This is a genomic window from Polaribacter vadi (assembly GCF_001761365.1).
Lineage (GTDB): Bacteria > Bacteroidota > Bacteroidia > Flavobacteriales > Flavobacteriaceae > Polaribacter > Polaribacter vadi.
In genome coordinates, this window is record NZ_CP017477.1 from 3,721,693 (window position 1) to 3,738,028 (window position 16,336).

A 16,336-nucleotide genomic window follows, 5' to 3' on the forward strand; every position below is an offset into this window, starting at 1 on the left:
ATGAATAGTTTCTCTAAAAGAGTCCAAAAATTTAGAAAAAACTCTTTTCAAACACCAAAAAGTATCTATCTCTTTGGATTATTTTTTGCTTTAGTAATTACTTTAAAAGAGGTTCTAAATATTTCTGATAATAATTTTCAAATCTTTTCTTTTGGCTCTCTTGATTTCTGGAATGATGTAAATCCTTATTCAGACTGGTCTCATTTAAATAAAAGGGGAATACCTTTAGATGTATTTATTTATCTGCCATTATTTTCAATTTTATTTACTCCTTTTGCATTATTGCCAAGTTGGTTAGGCGCTTTTTGCTGGAATTTTTTTACGTATTCTTTATTCTACTTTTCTATTTTTAATTTACCAGATAAATACGATTTTAAAAATAAAAAATTTATCTTTTTTATTTCTTGCTTGCTCCTTTTTGCAACGATATTATCAATGCAATTTAATCCTGTGGTTGCTGCAATTTTCTTACTTTCTTATACATTGTTAGAAAAAAAACACAGTTTTTGGGCAATCCTTTTAATTTGTATTTCAGGCTTTACTAAAGTGTATGGAATTTTTCAATTATCAATGCTTATTTTTTATCCGAAGTTTTGGAAAAATGTTTTGTACACAATTGGAGTAAGTATTGTCTTGTTTTTTGCACCTTTAGTACGTTTTAATTTTACTGAAATGATTGATTATTATCAATCTTGGATCGTTTCCATTTCAGATCATTCAAAAATGCAAATTTATTACAGTATTTATAGAGCTGTATATTCAATTACGCCAGCAATAAATAATTTTGCCTCTAAAGTTTCTATTGTTATATTATTTTTAATTTTTGCTATTGGTCTTTATCAACAAAAAAGAATAAGACACTCTTTTGTTTTAAGAGCTCAATTTTTAGGAATTTTAATGAGCTATACAATTCTTTTTGGTTTAGGTTCAGAACTACACACGTATGTAATTGCTATGGTAGGGTATGCAATTTGGTATATTTTTATTGATAAAACATCATTAGATAAAGTATTACTTTGGATTAATTTTTTTCTTTTGGTAATCTTTCCTATTGATATTTTATGTCCTGTTTTTATTTCAAAATTTGTATTAGGAAAATTACATTTGGGCGTTATTATGTTTTTTATCACTTGGTGTGTTATGGTTTACAAATCGTTCTATTTATCAAAAACTAAAGCTATTGAAAAAAAATCAGATGATTTATAATGTAGCTATTACTTTAATTTTTAAAAATGAATTTTAATGGATACCTGTATCATAATTCCCTGTTATAATGAGTTTGATAGATTACCAATTTTAGATTTTACAAATTATATAAAAGAAAATAAGATACATTTTTGTTTTGTAAATGATGGTAGTACAGACAATACTTTAAGTGTATTGAATTCCCTACAATTAAGGTTTCCTAATAAAGTTACAATTGTTAACTGTGAACAAAACGTTGGTAAAGCAGAAGCTATAAGAAAAGCTGTTTTAATTGTTGCAAAAAAAACTACCTTCTCATATATTGGTTTTTTTGACGCAGATTTGGCAACTCCATTAACTGAAATACAGGCCTTATTACAAACATTAAAAGCGAACTCAGAAATTAGATTAATAATGGGAAGCAGAATTAAGAGACTTGGTAGCGTTATTAATAGAAAATATTCAAGGTTTTTATTTGGTCGAATTTTTGCAACAATTGTAAGTGAATTCCTTTTGAAATTACCAATTTATGATACGCAATGTGGGGCTAAAATTTTTAAAAAAAATATAGCTTTAATAATGTTCAAAGACCAATTTATAACCAAATGGATTTTTGATGTAGAAATGCTATTAAGGTTAAACCAAAAATTCGGATTAGAATTTATGCAAAATAGTATCTACGAATTTCCTTTAAATATTTGGGAAGAAAAAGGGGGTTCAAAAATCAAGTTTTTAGATTTTTTTAATGTTCCAAAAGATATTATTAATTTAAAAATAAGGTATAAAGACTAGCTGTTTTAAGCTAGTCTTTATACTTTATTAATATTATATATTCATTTTTTTGCTTTTTTGCAAATAAAACTAATCAATTAACTTTAACCCCAAACTTATTCCTTTTTCAATCATAAAATCATAACTAGCTTTGTGTTCATTAGGAATTTCACCATCTAAAATAGCATTTTTAATCGCTTCTTTTATTTGCCCAATTTCTCTGCAAGGTTTTAAGTTGAAAGCTTCCATAATTTCTTCGCCAGTTATTGGAGGTTGAAAATTACGTACTTTGTCTCTTTCTTCAACTTCTTTAATTTTAGAGCGAACAATATCAAAATTTTTATGATAAAGTTTAAATTTTCTTGGGTTTTTTGTAGTAATATCTGCTTCACACAACGTCATTAAAGAGTTGATGTCATCACCTGCATCAAAAACCAAACGCCTTACAGCAGAATCTGTAACATCACTTGCCAATACAATTGGTCTTGAACTTAACAAGACCATTTTCTGAACAAATTTCATTTTGTTGTTCAGTGGCATTTTTAATTTTTTAAAGATTTTATACACCATTTTTGAGCCTACAAATTCATGTCCATGAAACGTCCAACCCACTTTTTTACTGAATCTTTTTGTAGGTGCTTTTCCAACATCATGTAAAAGAGCAGCCCATCGTAACCAAACATCATCTGTATGTACAGCAATATTATCTACAACTTCTAAAGTGTGATAAAAATTATCTTTATGTTTCTGACCTTCAACTTCTTCAACGCCTTTTAGTGCGATTAATTCAGGTAGAATTTGAGGTAATAAATTTGTTTTTTCTAATAGTAAAAAACCTACAGATGGTTTTGCAGATGACATTATTTTATTCAATTCAACTACAATTCTCTCTTTGGTAATTATTTGTAATCGATTTGAATTTTTAGAAATTGCAGCAAGCGAATTTTCTTCAATTTCAAAATTTAACTGTGTTGCAAAACGAATGGCTCTCATCATCCTTAAAGGATCATCAGAATAGGTAATATCTGGGTTTAAAGGCGTTTTAATAATTTTATTTTCTAAATCTTCAATACCATTAAAAGGATCTAAGAGTTCTCCGAAATTTTCTTCGTTTAAACTTAAAGCAAGTGCATTTATGGTAAAATCGCGTCTATTTTGATCGTCTTTTAAAGTCCCTTCAGTAACTTCAGGATTTCTACTTTCTTCAGAATACGATTCTTTTCTTGCGCCAACAAACTCAATTTCTACGTCTTTAAAACGCAACATGGCTGTACCATAGGTTTTAAAAACTTGTACTTTTGGTTTATTTGGAATTAGTTGTGCTACTTTTTTTGCGAGCTCAATGCCACTGCCAACAGCAACAACATCTATATCTTTTGCAGTGCCTCTTTTTAGGAAAAAATCACGTACAAAACCACCAATTACATAAGAATCGATATTTAGTTCTTTGGATGCCTGAGAAATTAATGTAAATATTTCTGATTGAATTGCTTCTGTGTACTTCATATATTTTTTGCAGTCAATTGGCAAATTTATTGTTTTACATAGTTTAAAAGAAGAAAAATAGTAAGAACATTTGTATTTTTGTGTTAACCTCTTTTATCAAACTAAAATTTAAATGATTATTGTAAGAATTCTTGGTGGTCTTGGAAACCAAATGTTTCAATATGCATTCGCAAAATCTTTGCAACAAAAAGGTTTTGAAGTCCAGATTGATATTTCAAAATTCAAAACTTACAAATTACATGGTGGTTATCATTTAGATACTTATAATATAGATTTAGAAACTGCTAATAGTTTCGATACTTTTTTAGCCTTAATAAAATTAAAAAAAAATGTAAAAGAAAAAAGTTTACTGTTTGATGAAAACATGTTAAAATTATCTGGCAACGAATTTGTGAAAGGATATTTTCAAACAGAAAAATATTTTTCAACTATTAGAGGAATCCTGTTACAGCAATTTACAATTAAAACTGAGCTTTCTGATTCAACAAAGAAATACTCAAAAGCAATTCATCAACATAAAAATTCTTGTTCTTTACATATTAGAAGAGGAGATTATATTACTGATAAAAAAGCAAATAGTGTTCATGGAACTTGTGATTTAAACTATTATGCTTCAGCTATTAAATTGATCAATGAAAAGTTTGAAAACACTCACTTTTTTGTTTTTTCTGATGATATAATTTGGACAAAAGAAAACTTACAATTAGAAAATGCGACATATATAGACCATAAAACAATTCCTCATGAAGATATGTTTTTAATGAGTTTGTGCAAACATAATATAACAGCAAATAGTAGTTTTTCTTGGTGGGGAGCTTGGTTGAATCAGCATAAAAACAAAACAGTTATTGCTCCTAAAAAGTGGTTTGTAAGCCAAGAAAATGAGGTCGCTTCTAAAAATTGGATACAATTATGATGTCTTACAAAGTTTATTACATCAATTTAGATAAAAGTGTAAAGAGACGTGATTTTATGGAAAATCAATTTAAAAAATTGAACATTCCAATTACCAGAATTACTGCAACTTATGGCAAAGATTTAGATAAAGAAGTTTTAAAAAAAGAAAAAGCGAAACATAACATTTTAGCACATTTTCCTTTTCCAAATGATGGTGAAATAGGTATTTGTTTAACGCATTTTAAATTGTGGAAATTTTTATCAAAACAACCAGAAGATTTTTCGATTGTTTTAGAAGATGATGCTTTGGTTCATGAAGATTTTTTTAAAGATTTAGAGCAGCTTTTATCACAAATAACCATGAATGATTTTTTAGATATTTCAGGTAAAAAAGGCTTTTATTCGCTTCAAAAAACGGAATTACTAAACAAATTCTTAATGCCACCAGTTTTAATGATTGGACAAATTATTGGTAAAAATGCCGCTCAAAAATTAGTTGATAATTTAAGTGATTATTACGCTCCAATTGATGTGATGAAACAAGATGTTTACAAACATAAAGTGCCTTTATATTCTACAAATAAGCAATATGTTGTAAGTGTTGATAAGAAAATGGGAGGGAGCACTATTCAGCAAAATAATATGATTGTTTGGAAAAAAACAATCAGAGAAATTATTAGACCTTTTTGGCAGGTTTTTACTTTATGTACCTATAAATTACAAAGATGTATTAGAAATTATTTCTTTTATCAATCTTTAAAATAAGGATTTATTTTACGTTTCTGTTTAATAACCAAAGTTTTATATATCTTGTTAGTACAGCATACGCTTGTGTTGTTGCTAAAATTAAACCAGCATAACCATCTAGAAAACCTTTTTTCAATATAAAATGAGAAAAAATCCTAAAAGGAGGTTTTATTAAAATATGGTAAGCATTTACAGTTTTGCCTTTTGCATGCAATTCTTGTGCTTTTAATTCTCCATATTGATGAATTTTAGAAATAAAATGATTGTAGTTTTTATACCCAAAATGATCAATTTTATGTTTGAAAAAACCAAGTTCGCCATTTGTTTTTATCGTTTCATGTACAATACCTTGGTATTTACAATGTTCTTTTAAAAACAAACGAACAACTTTATCTCTTTGCCAACCAGAATAGTTTATTTTTTTATCAGCAAAATAAAAACTTCTACGCACATAAAAACCAACTTTATTTTTTGGATTTTTTACAGCTTCTAAAATTTCTTTTTCAACTTCTGGAGTAACTCTTTCATCAGCATCTAAAATATAAATCCAAGGATGTTTTGCTTGGTCAATAGCAAAGTTTTTTTGAGAAGAAAAATCATCAAACTTTCGTTTGATGATTTTTACATTGTGTTTTTCTGCTAATGCAACTGTATTATCTGTACTATAAGAGTCAATTACAATAATTTCATCAGCAAAACCAACAGATTGTATGGCTTCTTCTATATGAATTTCTTCATTTAAAGTAGGAATTATTGCAGTAATTTTTGTCATAGCATTTTACTCTTTAAACAGCAACATCATACTCACGTAAAGCATCGTTTAAAGATGTTTTTTTATTGGTGCTTTCTTTTCTTTTTCCGATAATTAATGCACAAGGTACATTATATTCTCCTGCAGCAAATTTCTTGGTATAACTTCCAGGAATTACTACAGATCTTGCAGGTACAATTCCTTTCATTTCAACTGGTTCATCTCCAGTAACATCTATAATTTTAGTACTCATTGTTAAGACAACATTAGCACCTAAAACTGCTTCTTTTTCTACTCTTACACCTTCTACAACTATACATCTAGAGCCAATAAAAGCACCATCTTCTATAATTACAGGAGCTGCTTGTAAAGGTTCTAAAACTCCACCAATTCCAACACCACCAGATAAATGTACATTTTTACCAATTTGCGCACAAGAACCAACTGTAGCCCAAGTATCAACCATGGTTCCTTCATCTACATACGCACCAATATTTACATAACTTGGCATTAAGATTGTGCCAGCAGAAATGTAAGCTCCATGTCTTGCAACAGCATTTGGTACTACTCTTATACCTCTTTCTGCAAAGTTTCTTTTTAATGGAATTTTATCATGATATTCAAAAATACCAGCTTCTAAAGTTTCCATTTTTTGAATTGGGAAATACAACACTACTGCTTTTTTTACCCATTCATTTACTTGCCAACCATCAGCTGTTGGTTCTGCAACTCTTAATTCTCCTTTGTCTAATAAATCTACAACTTTTCTAATTGTGTTTATCGTGTTTTCTTCTTTTAATAAGTCACGATTTTCCCAAGCCGATTCTATAATTTTTCTAATATCTTCCATTCTAATAATTTCATTTTTGCAAATATAAATTGATTGCCAAAAACCAAGGCGAATATACGTTTTTTAAACAGATATGGCTTGTTTGTTTAAAATACTAAGCCTAGATTCTTTTAACATATTGATTTTATTCTATTTAATGTATTCTATTAGAAGTTTAAACTTTATTTTTGCAAAAAAAGTATAAGTTTTGGGAAGAATTTTAGCCATCGATTTTGGTAAAGTAAGAACAGGAATTGCAGTTACAGATCAATTAAAAATAATTGCTTCTGGTTTAACCACTGTAAAAACTGATGAATTAATCAAATTTTTGAAAGACTACATAGTTAAAGAAAAAGTAGAACTTTTTTTAGTGGGGAAGCCAAAACAAATGAATAATACTGATAGTGAAAGCGAAGCTCTCATACTTCCTTTTCTAACAAAATTAGCGAAGGAAATTCCTCAAATTCCTGTAAAAAGAATCGATGAACGTTTTACCTCTAAAATGGCTTTTCAAACAATGATTGATGGTGGTTTGAAAAAAAATCAACGAAAAAATAAAGCTTTGGTAGATGAAATTAGTGCCACAATTATTCTACAATCTTATTTATACAACAATGGTTAATTGTAAAATTAGCCGTTAAAAAATAAATTGTTCAAAAAAACCTATTTTAAAAATTCGTAATTCGTAATTGTAAATTGTACTTTTGCACCCAACAAAAAAGAAAATATGATTTTACCAATTGTAGCTTATGGAGATCCTGTTCTAAGAAAAGAATGTATGGATATTGATGCAGATTATCCGAACCTAAAAGAATTAATTGTAAACATGAAAGAAACCATGTACAATGCTTCTGGTGTTGGTTTAGCTGCTCCTCAAATAGGCAAAGCAATTCGTTTGTTTATAATTGATGCCTCTCCTTTTGCAGAAGATGAAGATTTAGATGAAGCTGATAGAGAAACTCTAAAATCTTTTAATAAAGTTTTTATAAACGCACAAATTTTAGAAGAAGAAGGAGAAGAATGGTCTTTTAACGAAGGCTGTTTAAGTATTCCAGATGTTCGTCAAGACGTTTTACGTCAACCAAAAGTAACTATTGAATATCAAGATGAAGATTTTAAAACTCATACAGAGGTTTTAGAAGGTTTAGCTGCAAGAGTTTTTCAACACGAATATGATCATATTGAAGGTGTTTTGTTTACAGACAAAATATCATCACTTAAAAAAAGATTGATTAAAAAGAAATTGGAAAACATTTCTAAAGGGAAAATAAATGCTGATTATAGAATGCGTTTCCCAAACTTAAAAAAAGGTAGATAATATTATATTTATTGATGTTTTATTAAAAAAAACATCAACTAAACATAAAATTAAAAGCCTTCTCGATTACAATCAAAATAAGACACTTTATAAAAAAATATATATAAATGGAATTTAGTAAAATTATTTCAGTAACTGGTAAACCTGGTTTGTTTCAAGTAGTATCACAATCAAAAAATGCAATTATTGTAGAATCTTTAACAGATAAAAAAAGATTGGCAATTAATGCTACACAAAATGTGAGCATGTTAGAGAATATTGCAATTTACACCTATGAAGAAGATATGCCTTTGTTAGAGGTTTTTAAAGCAATGGCTGCAAAAACAGAAGGGAAAGAAGCAATTTCACACAAAGAAAGTGGGAAAAAATTAGCCTCTTTTTTCGAAGAAGTTTTACCAAATTACGATGCTGAAAGAGTGTATTCTTCTAACATTAAAAAAGTAATTCAGTGGTTTAATTTGTTGATTGAAGCAGGTTTCGATTTTACACAAACTGATGAAGTTGCTGCAGAAGAAAATACTGAAAAAGAGTCTTAAAAAATCTTCAGCTTTCAACAAGCAGTTTTACTATTTTTAGTTCATCAATTGGGCTTAAAATAGCGAACTTTTAATATGTTGCAATCAAAAAACAATGAACTCAAGAAAAGAACAACTTTCCGCATTTAATCGTTTGTTAGATATTATGGACGATCTTCGTGAGAAGTGTCCTTGGGATAAAAAACAAACATTAGAAAGTTTACGTCATTTAACAATTGAGGAGACTTATGAGTTGGCAGACGCAATTCTTGATAATGACTTGACAGAAATTAAAAAGGAATTAGGAGATGTTTTGTTACACATTGTTTTTTATGCAAAAATAGGAAGCGAAAAAAAAGCTTTTGATATTGCAGATATTGCCAATAGTATTTCTGATAAATTAATTAACAGACATCCTCATATTTATGGGGATGTTAAGGTTAAAGATGAAGCAGAAGTTAAACGAAACTGGGAGCAATTAAAACTAAAAGAAGGTAAAACTTCTGTATTAGAAGGTGTTCCAAAAAGTTTACCAGCAGTTGTAAAAGCAAGCAGAATTCAAGAAAAAGTTGCTGGAGTTGGTTTCGATTGGGAAAAACCAGAACAAGTTTGGGAAAAAGTACAAGAAGAACTTACAGAATTAAACGAAGAAATTAAAGCTGGAAATAAAGAAAACATCGAAAAAGAATTTGGAGATGTTTTATTTTCGATGATAAATTACGCACGTTTTATTGGCGTAAATCCTGAAAATGCTTTAGAAAAAACGAACAAAAAATTTATTAATAGATTCCAGTATTTAGAAAAAGCAGCCAAAAAAGAAGGGAAAGAACTTTCTGATATGTCTTTAACAGAAATGGATGTGTATTGGAATGAAAGTAAAAAGTACTTTTCTTAATTTTCTGTACAAATCATGCTTCATTTTTAAATCATTTTTTAGAAATGGTTTTCTCTTCAAATTATATATTTAGCAGTAAAATCAATCGTTTTACTCTATATAAAAGCAACATCTATTTCAGTATCAATCCATTAAAATACTTACAAAAATTATCCTATTTTTTATTGATAAAATAAAAATCTGTTGTAAATTTGCAGTGGCAAGTCCTACACAACTAGCTCCCTTTGAATCCTCCAGGGTGGGAACACAGCAAAGGTATTAGGTTGTAGCAGTGTGATGTAGGTAGCTTGCCATTTTTTTTGTTCTGAACTTATTTCAGAACCTCTCCAAAAAATTTAATATTCTACTCAGCTTTTTGATATCTCTTTTGAGTTTCTTGAAATTATCTAATAAAAATCACTTTAATTATTTTTATAAGTGTAAGATAAAGGTAAGTTTATACAACATTGTTATATTTCTTATTTTTGTTTTACCATATTTGTACATCAATAATAAATCAATTTTAAAACCCAATAACCTTTAATATATGAGTAAAGTTGTTTTAGTTACAGGAGCTTCCTCTGGAATAGGAAAAGCAATCGCTACTTTTTTACACGAAAAAGGATACCAAGTTTATGGTACAAGCAGAAATCCTAAAAACAAAGAAAATTTTGCTTTTAACTTAATTGCTTTAGATGTTTTAAAAGTTGAAACTATTAAAAATGCAGTAAATTTTATTATCAACAAAGAAGGAAGGTTAGATGTTTTGGTAAACAATGCAGGAATGGGAATTACTGGACCCATTGAAGATACTCCAACAGATGAAATGAGAGCCGTTTTTAATACAAACTTTTTTGGTGCTATCGATGTTTTAAAAGCTGTTTTACCACAAATGCGTTTGCAGAAATCAGGAACAATTATTAATGTTACCTCTATTGCAGGATATATGGGATTACCTTTTAGAGGACTATATTCAGCTTCTAAAGGAGCTCTTGAAATTGTTACAGAAGCTACAAATATGGAAGTGAAAGGTTTTGGAATTAACATTGTAAATGTTGCTCCAGGAGATTTTGCAACCAATATTGCTGAAGGCAGATATCATACTCCAGTTTTTGAAAATTCGGCATACAAAGAGAATTATAAAACAAATTTAGATTTAATGAATTCTCATGTTAGTGAAGGGATGAATCCTATAGAAATGGCAAAAACTATTTATAGAATCATAAATACTAAAAACCCTAAAATACATTATAAAGTTGGTGGTTTTATGGAGAAATTTTCAATTGTTTTAAAACGAGCTTTACCTGATAAACTGTATCAAAAATTACTAATGAATCATTATAAACTTTAGTCTTCTACGTTTATATGTTGGTTTGCATTTGGATTCAAATACATGTCAAGAATTTCAATTTCACAGTTCAAGGCATTAAAATTCATTTTAATCCAACCATAAAATTTCTGATTATTTCTAATCAATTTTACTGCATAATAATCTGGAATAGTATTTCTAAATTCTTTTAAATACGTTAAATTATTTTGTAAAAAAAAGTTGTAGTTTTCATAAGGAGCTTCAAATTCATAAAAAACATCTAATGAATTTCTAACTTCAGCCGAATTAAATTTATTTGCTGCGTAACTTCTCGTGTTTTCTGTAGAAAATGGTACTTCAAAAATTACAGGAAAAGGGGCACTAACATCTTTAGGCGATAAAATTTCATTTATACTTTCGTCTGTAGAAACTAATTTAATGTTATAAGCTACAAAATTTGGGTTATTAGCAAAATCAACTTCTTCTTCAGCAAGAATCGTATAATCAATTGTTCCATCCTCATCTAAATCAATATCTATTGGTAGTTTGTCTCCAAAACAATCAGAAAAATACGTATAATTTGTATCTTCAATAAAATAATCATCAGCGGCAAATTCTACCCAAAAATTAATGGTCTTCACTAATTTATCATGGTGGTCTCTATAAATAATTTGGCCAGAAAGTTTTTCGTTAAGCTCCCAGTCTTGTATCGTTACTTTTAGAACATATACTTGGGTTATAGCACTAACATCACCAGAACCACCATTATAAAATTCATATCCACGATCTATTTGTAAACAATTATCTATTTTATTAAAAACAAAATTAAGCGATTCAGAAACACCAAACTTATTTATATCTTTAGTATAGGTAATTTTAACTGTATTATCAGAATAATTACCTTTCCAAACAACAGGATTTGAATCACTTGATGTAATAATATTATCAGAATCTGACAAACCTAAATCATATAAATTGCAAAAAATAGTACCTTCAATGCCTTCTTCTGTATTTTTTGTTTCACAAGAAATTAGGATTATAAAAAATACAAGAAATGTTATATATTTATATATCTTCATTGATGGCTTATTTTCTAAAATTTAAAATTATTTTTATAATTGTTCGACTCTTTAAAACTAAGATAGTTTAATATAAAACAAAAAAAAGTACATATTTAGGCTATTTTTAAAGAATTTAGGGTAAAACTTATAATTATTTTTTCTCTTTAAAAGAGGATTGTAACTATCTTTGCTACAAATTAATCATATATTTTAAAAAACATGAAATTTTTTATTGACACAGCAAATTTAGAGCAAATAAAAGAAGCACAAGCTTTAGGAATTTTAGATGGTGTAACCACAAATCCATCTTTAATGGCAAAAGAAGGTATTACTGGGCAAACCAATATTATTAACCATTATAAAGCAATTTGTGAGTTGGTAGAAGGAGATGTTTCTGCAGAAGTTATTGCTACAGATTTTGATGGTATGGTTAAAGAAGGTGAAGCTTTGGCTGCTTTAAATCCGCAAATCGTTGTAAAACTACCAATGATAAAAGACGGAATTAAAGCCTGTAAATATTTTTCATCAAAAGGAATTAAAACCAACGTAACTTTAGTATTTTCTGCTGGGCAAGCATTATTGGCTGCAAAAGCAGGAGCAACGTATGTTTCGCCATTTATTGGTAGGTTAGATGATATTTCTACAGATGGTTTGAACCTAATTTCAGAAATTCGTTTAATTTACGATAATTACGGATTTGAAACGCAAATTTTAGCAGCTTCAGTTCGTCATACAATGCACATTATCGATTGCGCAAAATTAGGATCTGATGTTATGACTGGGCCTTTAAGTGCTATTGAAGGTTTGTTAAAACACCCTTTAACAGATATTGGTTTGGCTAAATTTTTAGCAGATTATCAAAAAGGGAATTAGAAATAGAATTTACTTTTTGGTTATGAATTTTTAATCAAAACGTATAAAAGTAATTTGAAGCTATTTCCTGCTTTCGCTACTCGCTTTTTTTGCAGAAAAAGCAAAAAAGAGCTCAAACAGATCGCTCAATCAGGGCTAGACTTGTTTGCCAGCAAATATTAAAATTAACAAAAACACTAAAAACTTATTGATTTTAGTGTTTTTTCCTAAAAGAAAAGTTTTTGCGTAAAAATGATAACACAAAGATTTTTTCCCCTTTGGGGAAATTAAAAGAGGCTTCCTTTTTTCCAAAAAAGGAACTTGCTCAACAAGTAATTTCAGCCTGTCATCAATTTAATATTGGTACAGTTGTAATTTCTCCTGGGTCAAGAAATGCGCCACTTACAATTGGGTTTTCTAATCATCCAGAAATAGAAACTTTAAGTATTGTAGACGAAAGATGTGCCGCTTTTTTTGCTTTAGGAATTGCACAACAAACGCAAAAACCAGTAGCAGTTTTATGTACTTCTGGATCAGCTTTGCTAAATTACTATCCTGCAATTGCAGAAGCTTTTTATAGCAATATTCCTTTAGTTATAATTTCTGCAGACAGACCAAAATATTTAATTGATATTGGAGATGGACAAACCATCAGACAAGAAAATGTTTTTGAAAATCATATTTTATTTTCGGCAAACTTAATTGAAAACGAAAAGTTTAAAACCAGAAATGCGCAATTAATAGGAGAGGCTTTGCAAATATCGGTTTCTCAACAAGGTCCAGTGCATATAAATGTGCCTTTTGACGAACCTCTGTACGAAACTGTTGGAGAATTAGCACATTTTAATTTTCCACATATTTCTTTGAGTTCTTTAGATAATTCTCATATCAACTATAAAAGTTTAGCAGAAATTTGGAACAAAGCCAATAAAAAAATGTTACTTATTGGCGTAAATTATCCAGATGCTGAACTCCATAAATTAATGGACTTATATTCAGAAGATAAATCTGTTATTTTATTAACGGAAACAACCTCAAATTTGCATCATGAAAAAGCCATTAATGCTATAGATCAATTAATTTTTTCTTTAGATGATGATGAGTTTAAGGAACTGCAACCAGATATTCTTATCACTTTTGGAGGTTTAATTGTTTCTAAAAGAATTAAAAAATTTTTAAGAACCTATCAACCAAAACATCATTGGAATATCGATGAGAAAAAAGCAATGAATACTTTTTTCTGTTTAACAGAGTTTATTCAAACAAAACCTGTAGATTTTTTCTCGAATTTTAATAATATCATTTCTAAAAAAGAAAGTGATTATCAACCAAAATGGTTAGCCATAAGAAATCGAAGAAGAGTAAAACATGCTGAATATTTATCACAAATAAAACATTCAGATTTAAAAGTTTATGAGCAAATTATAGAAAGCATACCAGAAAATTGCCAATTGCAATCAAGCAACAGTGCTGTTATTAGGTATGTACAAATGTTTAGTGTAAAAGATAGCATTAGTATTTTTTGCAACAGAGGTACAAGTGGTATTGATGGAAGCACAAGTACAGCAATTGGAGCAGCTTTTGCATCAAAAAAACAAACCGTTTTTATTACTGGAGATTTAAGTTTTTTCTATGATTCTAATGCACTTTGGAATAAAAATATTCCTGCTAATTTTAGAATTATTTTAGTGAATAATTCTGGTGGAGGAATTTTTAAAATTATTCCAGGACCAGGAACCACAAATGCTGCCAATTATTTTGAAACGCCACATTGTTTAACAGCAGAACATTTGTGTAAAATGCACGAATTCGAGTATCAACAGGCATCTTCGACAATAACCGTTGAAAAAGAATTAAAAGGATTTTTTGAAACATCAGAAAAACCAAAAATTTTAGAGATATTTACACCGAGTTTAGAAAATGACACAGTTTTAAAAGACTATTTTAAATATATAAAATAATGGATTTACACGAAGAAGAAAAAGAGAATCAAGATTTAGAGAACACTGCACAAGAAGATTTTCAACAAATTGAATACGATTTTAAGGAAGGTGATAAAGTAAGTTTAGTTATCGAAAACGAAACAGCTTTAGGATACACAGTTTGCATTAATGAAGAATTTGATGGTTTGCTTTTTAGAAGTGAAGTTTTTCAAGAATTAGAAGAAAATATGGAAGTTGTGGGGTATATCAAAAACATCAGAGAAGATGGTAAGGTTGATGTTTCTTTACGTCCACAAGGTTTTAGAAATGTGATTGATTCTGATGTTGATAAGGTTTTAAACAAGCTAAAAAATAGCAAAGAAGGTTTTTTATTGTTAACGGATAAAAGTTCACCAGATTCTATTCGTTTTCATATGAAAATGAGTAAAAAAGCTTTTAAAAAAGCAGTTGGTAATTTGTACAAACAAAAGCTAATTGTAATTAAAGAAGACAGGATAGAATTAGTTAGTAATCAACAGTAGGCAGTGATCAGTAATCAGTAATCAGTAGACAGTTGACAGTTTGCAGTCATCAATTTGAGACTGCCAACTGCATACTAAAATACAGCTAACTTAAACTATTGTCCTCCTAATCTTAGAATATTCTCATAAAAAGCATCCGAATTTGGGTCTGCAGGATCCATTTTTCCATAACCGATTTTATATTGTTTTAATGCTTTTTTAAACATTTTTCCAGATTCATAATATCTACCAATATAATAATCTCCTAAGTGAGATGTTGGGTATAATTTTAAAATCATTTTACCAAAATCTCTTAATTTATCGCCATTTTCTTTTTCGATAATAATTTTTTCAATCGCAAAAATATCTCTTTCTCTAATTCCTAAATTTGCGCCAAACAAAAAATCTATTTCTAAATATTTATTTTCTAAATAATAAATAGCATCACTTGGTGCTAAATCTTTTACTTTTTCATTAAATTCTTCATCAGAAATTGCTGAATAAATTTCAAAAATTTTGGTCATTGCTCTTGGAATTGCTTCACTGGTAGCAGAAATTGAACTAGAGGTTGTAATTACATCATTTATAATATTAAAATTTTTAATTTCTACACCACTTAAAGCTGTTTGAATTTGATCAATTTTGTTCTGTTTATCAGTTGAAAAAGAAGTAGAATTATTAGTGTAAAAATAAAAAGTATTGTCTTTTCTGCTAAATTTATCTAAATTATAAGATTGTAATTCACCACCAATAAAATCAGAAAAACTAGGATTTATACAAATAAAAGAATTGATAAATGCAGTATCTTCTTTCAGAAAATGAGAAATTAAATTTGCTGAGTAACCTTCGCCAAATAAAGAAATAAAAGGCGATGTTCTATAATTACTTTCCATATAAAAAATTACTTCGTCTCTTAAAAAAGCGTAAAAATTATTGGCTGTTGATGTTAATTGTCCTGTGTTTCTGTTAAAAGAAATATCTTGTCCTTTCGTTTCTTCCATAGAAATACCCACTACAATCTGTTTGGGAGCTTTGTCTTTTTTTGCAAATAAAACTGAATTTCCTACATAAATATCAAACAACAATTCCTCTTCTAAAACAATTGCCAAAGGATAATTTTTAATACTGTCCATTTCATATCCTTCAGGAATGTAAATTTTAATATTCCTTGTCGTATTTAAAATATCAGATTCTAAAGAGTGCTGAATTGTCTTTTGAGAAAATCCCAGCAAAGAAAAAAGTACAAATAATAATGAAAGTGTTTTCTGAATCATAGGT

The 16,336-nt window shown here is 28.6% G+C and carries 17 protein-coding genes and 1 other RNA gene; 13 read left to right on the forward strand and 5 right to left on the reverse strand.

Features of this window, described 5'->3' with window-relative positions; genetic code table 11:
- Together LPB03_RS16070 and LPB03_RS16075 are read left to right on the forward strand one after the other, a co-directional pair.
- Complete coding sequence (locus tag LPB03_RS16070) at positions 1–1,206, forward strand: glycosyltransferase family 87 protein (protein ID WP_065320651.1); 1,206 nt, start codon at positions 1–3, stop codon at positions 1,204–1,206.
- Between the two features lie 36 nt (positions 1,207–1,242).
- Entirely contained in the window at positions 1,243–1,977 is a 735-nt protein-coding gene (locus tag LPB03_RS16075) for a glycosyltransferase (protein WP_065320652.1), read from the forward strand.
- A gap of 69 nt (positions 1,978–2,046) precedes the next feature.
- On the opposite strand, the gene LPB03_RS16080 is transcribed toward LPB03_RS16075, so the two are convergent.
- Positions 2,047–3,462 (reverse strand): CCA tRNA nucleotidyltransferase, encoded by a 1,416-nt coding sequence (locus LPB03_RS16080; RefSeq protein WP_065320653.1) that lies wholly within the window; start codon positions 3,460–3,462, stop codon positions 2,047–2,049.
- Between the two features lie 112 nt (positions 3,463–3,574).
- On the opposite strand from LPB03_RS16080, the gene LPB03_RS16085 reads away from it, so the two are divergent.
- Entirely contained in the window at positions 3,575–4,378 is an 804-nt protein-coding gene (locus tag LPB03_RS16085; protein WP_065320654.1) for an alpha-1,2-fucosyltransferase, read from the forward strand.
- Positions 4,363–5,124, forward strand: coding sequence for a glycosyltransferase family 25 protein (locus tag LPB03_RS16090; protein WP_065320655.1), 762 nt, complete (start codon positions 4,363–4,365; stop codon positions 5,122–5,124). Before LPB03_RS16085 ends, LPB03_RS16090 begins: the two co-directional genes overlap by 16 nt.
- 4 nt (positions 5,125–5,128) lie before the next feature.
- On the opposite strand, the gene LPB03_RS16095 is transcribed toward LPB03_RS16090, so the two are convergent.
- A complete protein-coding gene (locus LPB03_RS16095) occupies positions 5,129–5,878 on the reverse strand; it encodes a glycosyltransferase family 2 protein (protein ID WP_065320656.1) in 750 nt (249 codons plus the stop codon).
- Positions 5,879–5,891: 13 nt separating this feature from the next.
- The gene (locus tag LPB03_RS16100; protein WP_065320657.1) at positions 5,892–6,707 is read right to left on the reverse strand and encodes a 2,3,4,5-tetrahydropyridine-2,6-dicarboxylate N-succinyltransferase; all 816 of its coding nucleotides are present in this window, start codon (positions 6,705–6,707) and stop codon (positions 5,892–5,894) included.
- Between the two features lie 187 nt (positions 6,708–6,894).
- Here LPB03_RS16100 and ruvX point away from each other — a divergent pair, with 187 nt between their 5' ends.
- The 6 genes from ruvX to LPB03_RS16130 all read left to right on the forward strand — a co-directional run bounded on the left by ruvX (position 6,895) and on the right by LPB03_RS16130 (position 10,744).
- Complete coding sequence (ruvX, locus tag LPB03_RS16105) at positions 6,895–7,308, forward strand: Holliday junction resolvase RuvX (protein WP_065320658.1); 414 nt, start codon at positions 6,895–6,897, stop codon at positions 7,306–7,308.
- Positions 7,309–7,413: 105 nt separating this feature from the next.
- Positions 7,414–8,004, forward strand: coding sequence for a peptide deformylase (def, locus tag LPB03_RS16110; protein ID WP_065320659.1), 591 nt, complete (start codon positions 7,414–7,416; stop codon positions 8,002–8,004).
- Between the two features lie 107 nt (positions 8,005–8,111).
- Positions 8,112–8,540, forward strand: a complete 429-nt coding sequence (locus tag LPB03_RS16115; RefSeq protein ID WP_065320660.1) for a DUF5606 family protein — start codon at positions 8,112–8,114, stop codon at positions 8,538–8,540.
- A gap of 94 nt (positions 8,541–8,634) precedes the next feature.
- Positions 8,635–9,414: a nucleoside triphosphate pyrophosphohydrolase gene (mazG, locus tag LPB03_RS16120; protein ID WP_065320661.1), complete on the forward strand. Its 780-nt coding sequence runs from the start codon at positions 8,635–8,637 to the stop codon at positions 9,412–9,414.
- Between the two features lie 197 nt (positions 9,415–9,611).
- Positions 9,612–9,710: signal recognition particle sRNA small type (ffs, locus tag LPB03_RS16125), an RNA gene on the forward strand.
- A 230-nt stretch (positions 9,711–9,940) separates the two neighbouring features.
- On the forward strand, positions 9,941–10,744 hold the full coding sequence (locus LPB03_RS16130; protein WP_065320662.1) for an SDR family oxidoreductase: 804 nt from the start codon (positions 9,941–9,943) through the stop codon (positions 10,742–10,744).
- Here the strand turns inward: LPB03_RS16130 and LPB03_RS16135 are convergent.
- Positions 10,741–11,781, reverse strand: coding sequence for a hypothetical protein (locus LPB03_RS16135; RefSeq protein WP_065320663.1), 1,041 nt, complete (start codon positions 11,779–11,781; stop codon positions 10,741–10,743). The two genes, LPB03_RS16130 and LPB03_RS16135, sit on opposite strands and share 4 nt — an antisense overlap.
- Positions 11,782–11,982: 201 nt before the next feature.
- On the opposite strand from LPB03_RS16135, the gene fsa reads away from it, so the two are divergent.
- From fsa to LPB03_RS16150, 3 genes are all read left to right on the forward strand, one after another.
- On the forward strand, positions 11,983–12,636 hold the full coding sequence (fsa, locus tag LPB03_RS16140; protein WP_065320664.1) for a fructose-6-phosphate aldolase: 654 nt from the start codon (positions 11,983–11,985) through the stop codon (positions 12,634–12,636).
- 257 nt (positions 12,637–12,893) lie between these two features.
- Entirely contained in the window at positions 12,894–14,576 is a 1,683-nt protein-coding gene (menD, locus tag LPB03_RS16145; RefSeq protein WP_065320665.1) for a 2-succinyl-5-enolpyruvyl-6-hydroxy-3-cyclohexene-1-carboxylic-acid synthase, read from the forward strand.
- Entirely contained in the window at positions 14,576–15,079 is a 504-nt protein-coding gene (locus tag LPB03_RS16150; RefSeq protein ID WP_065320666.1) for a S1 RNA-binding domain-containing protein, read from the forward strand. Before menD ends, LPB03_RS16150 begins: the two co-directional genes overlap by 1 nt.
- A gap of 95 nt (positions 15,080–15,174) precedes the next feature.
- Here LPB03_RS16150 and LPB03_RS16155 read toward each other — a convergent pair whose 3' ends face one another.
- Positions 15,175–16,332 carry an alpha/beta hydrolase gene (locus LPB03_RS16155; RefSeq protein WP_065320667.1) on the reverse strand — a complete coding sequence of 386 codons (1,158 nt, stop codon included), beginning with the start codon at positions 16,330–16,332 and terminating at the stop codon, positions 15,175–15,177.
- Between the last annotated feature and the right edge of the window lie 4 nt (positions 16,333–16,336).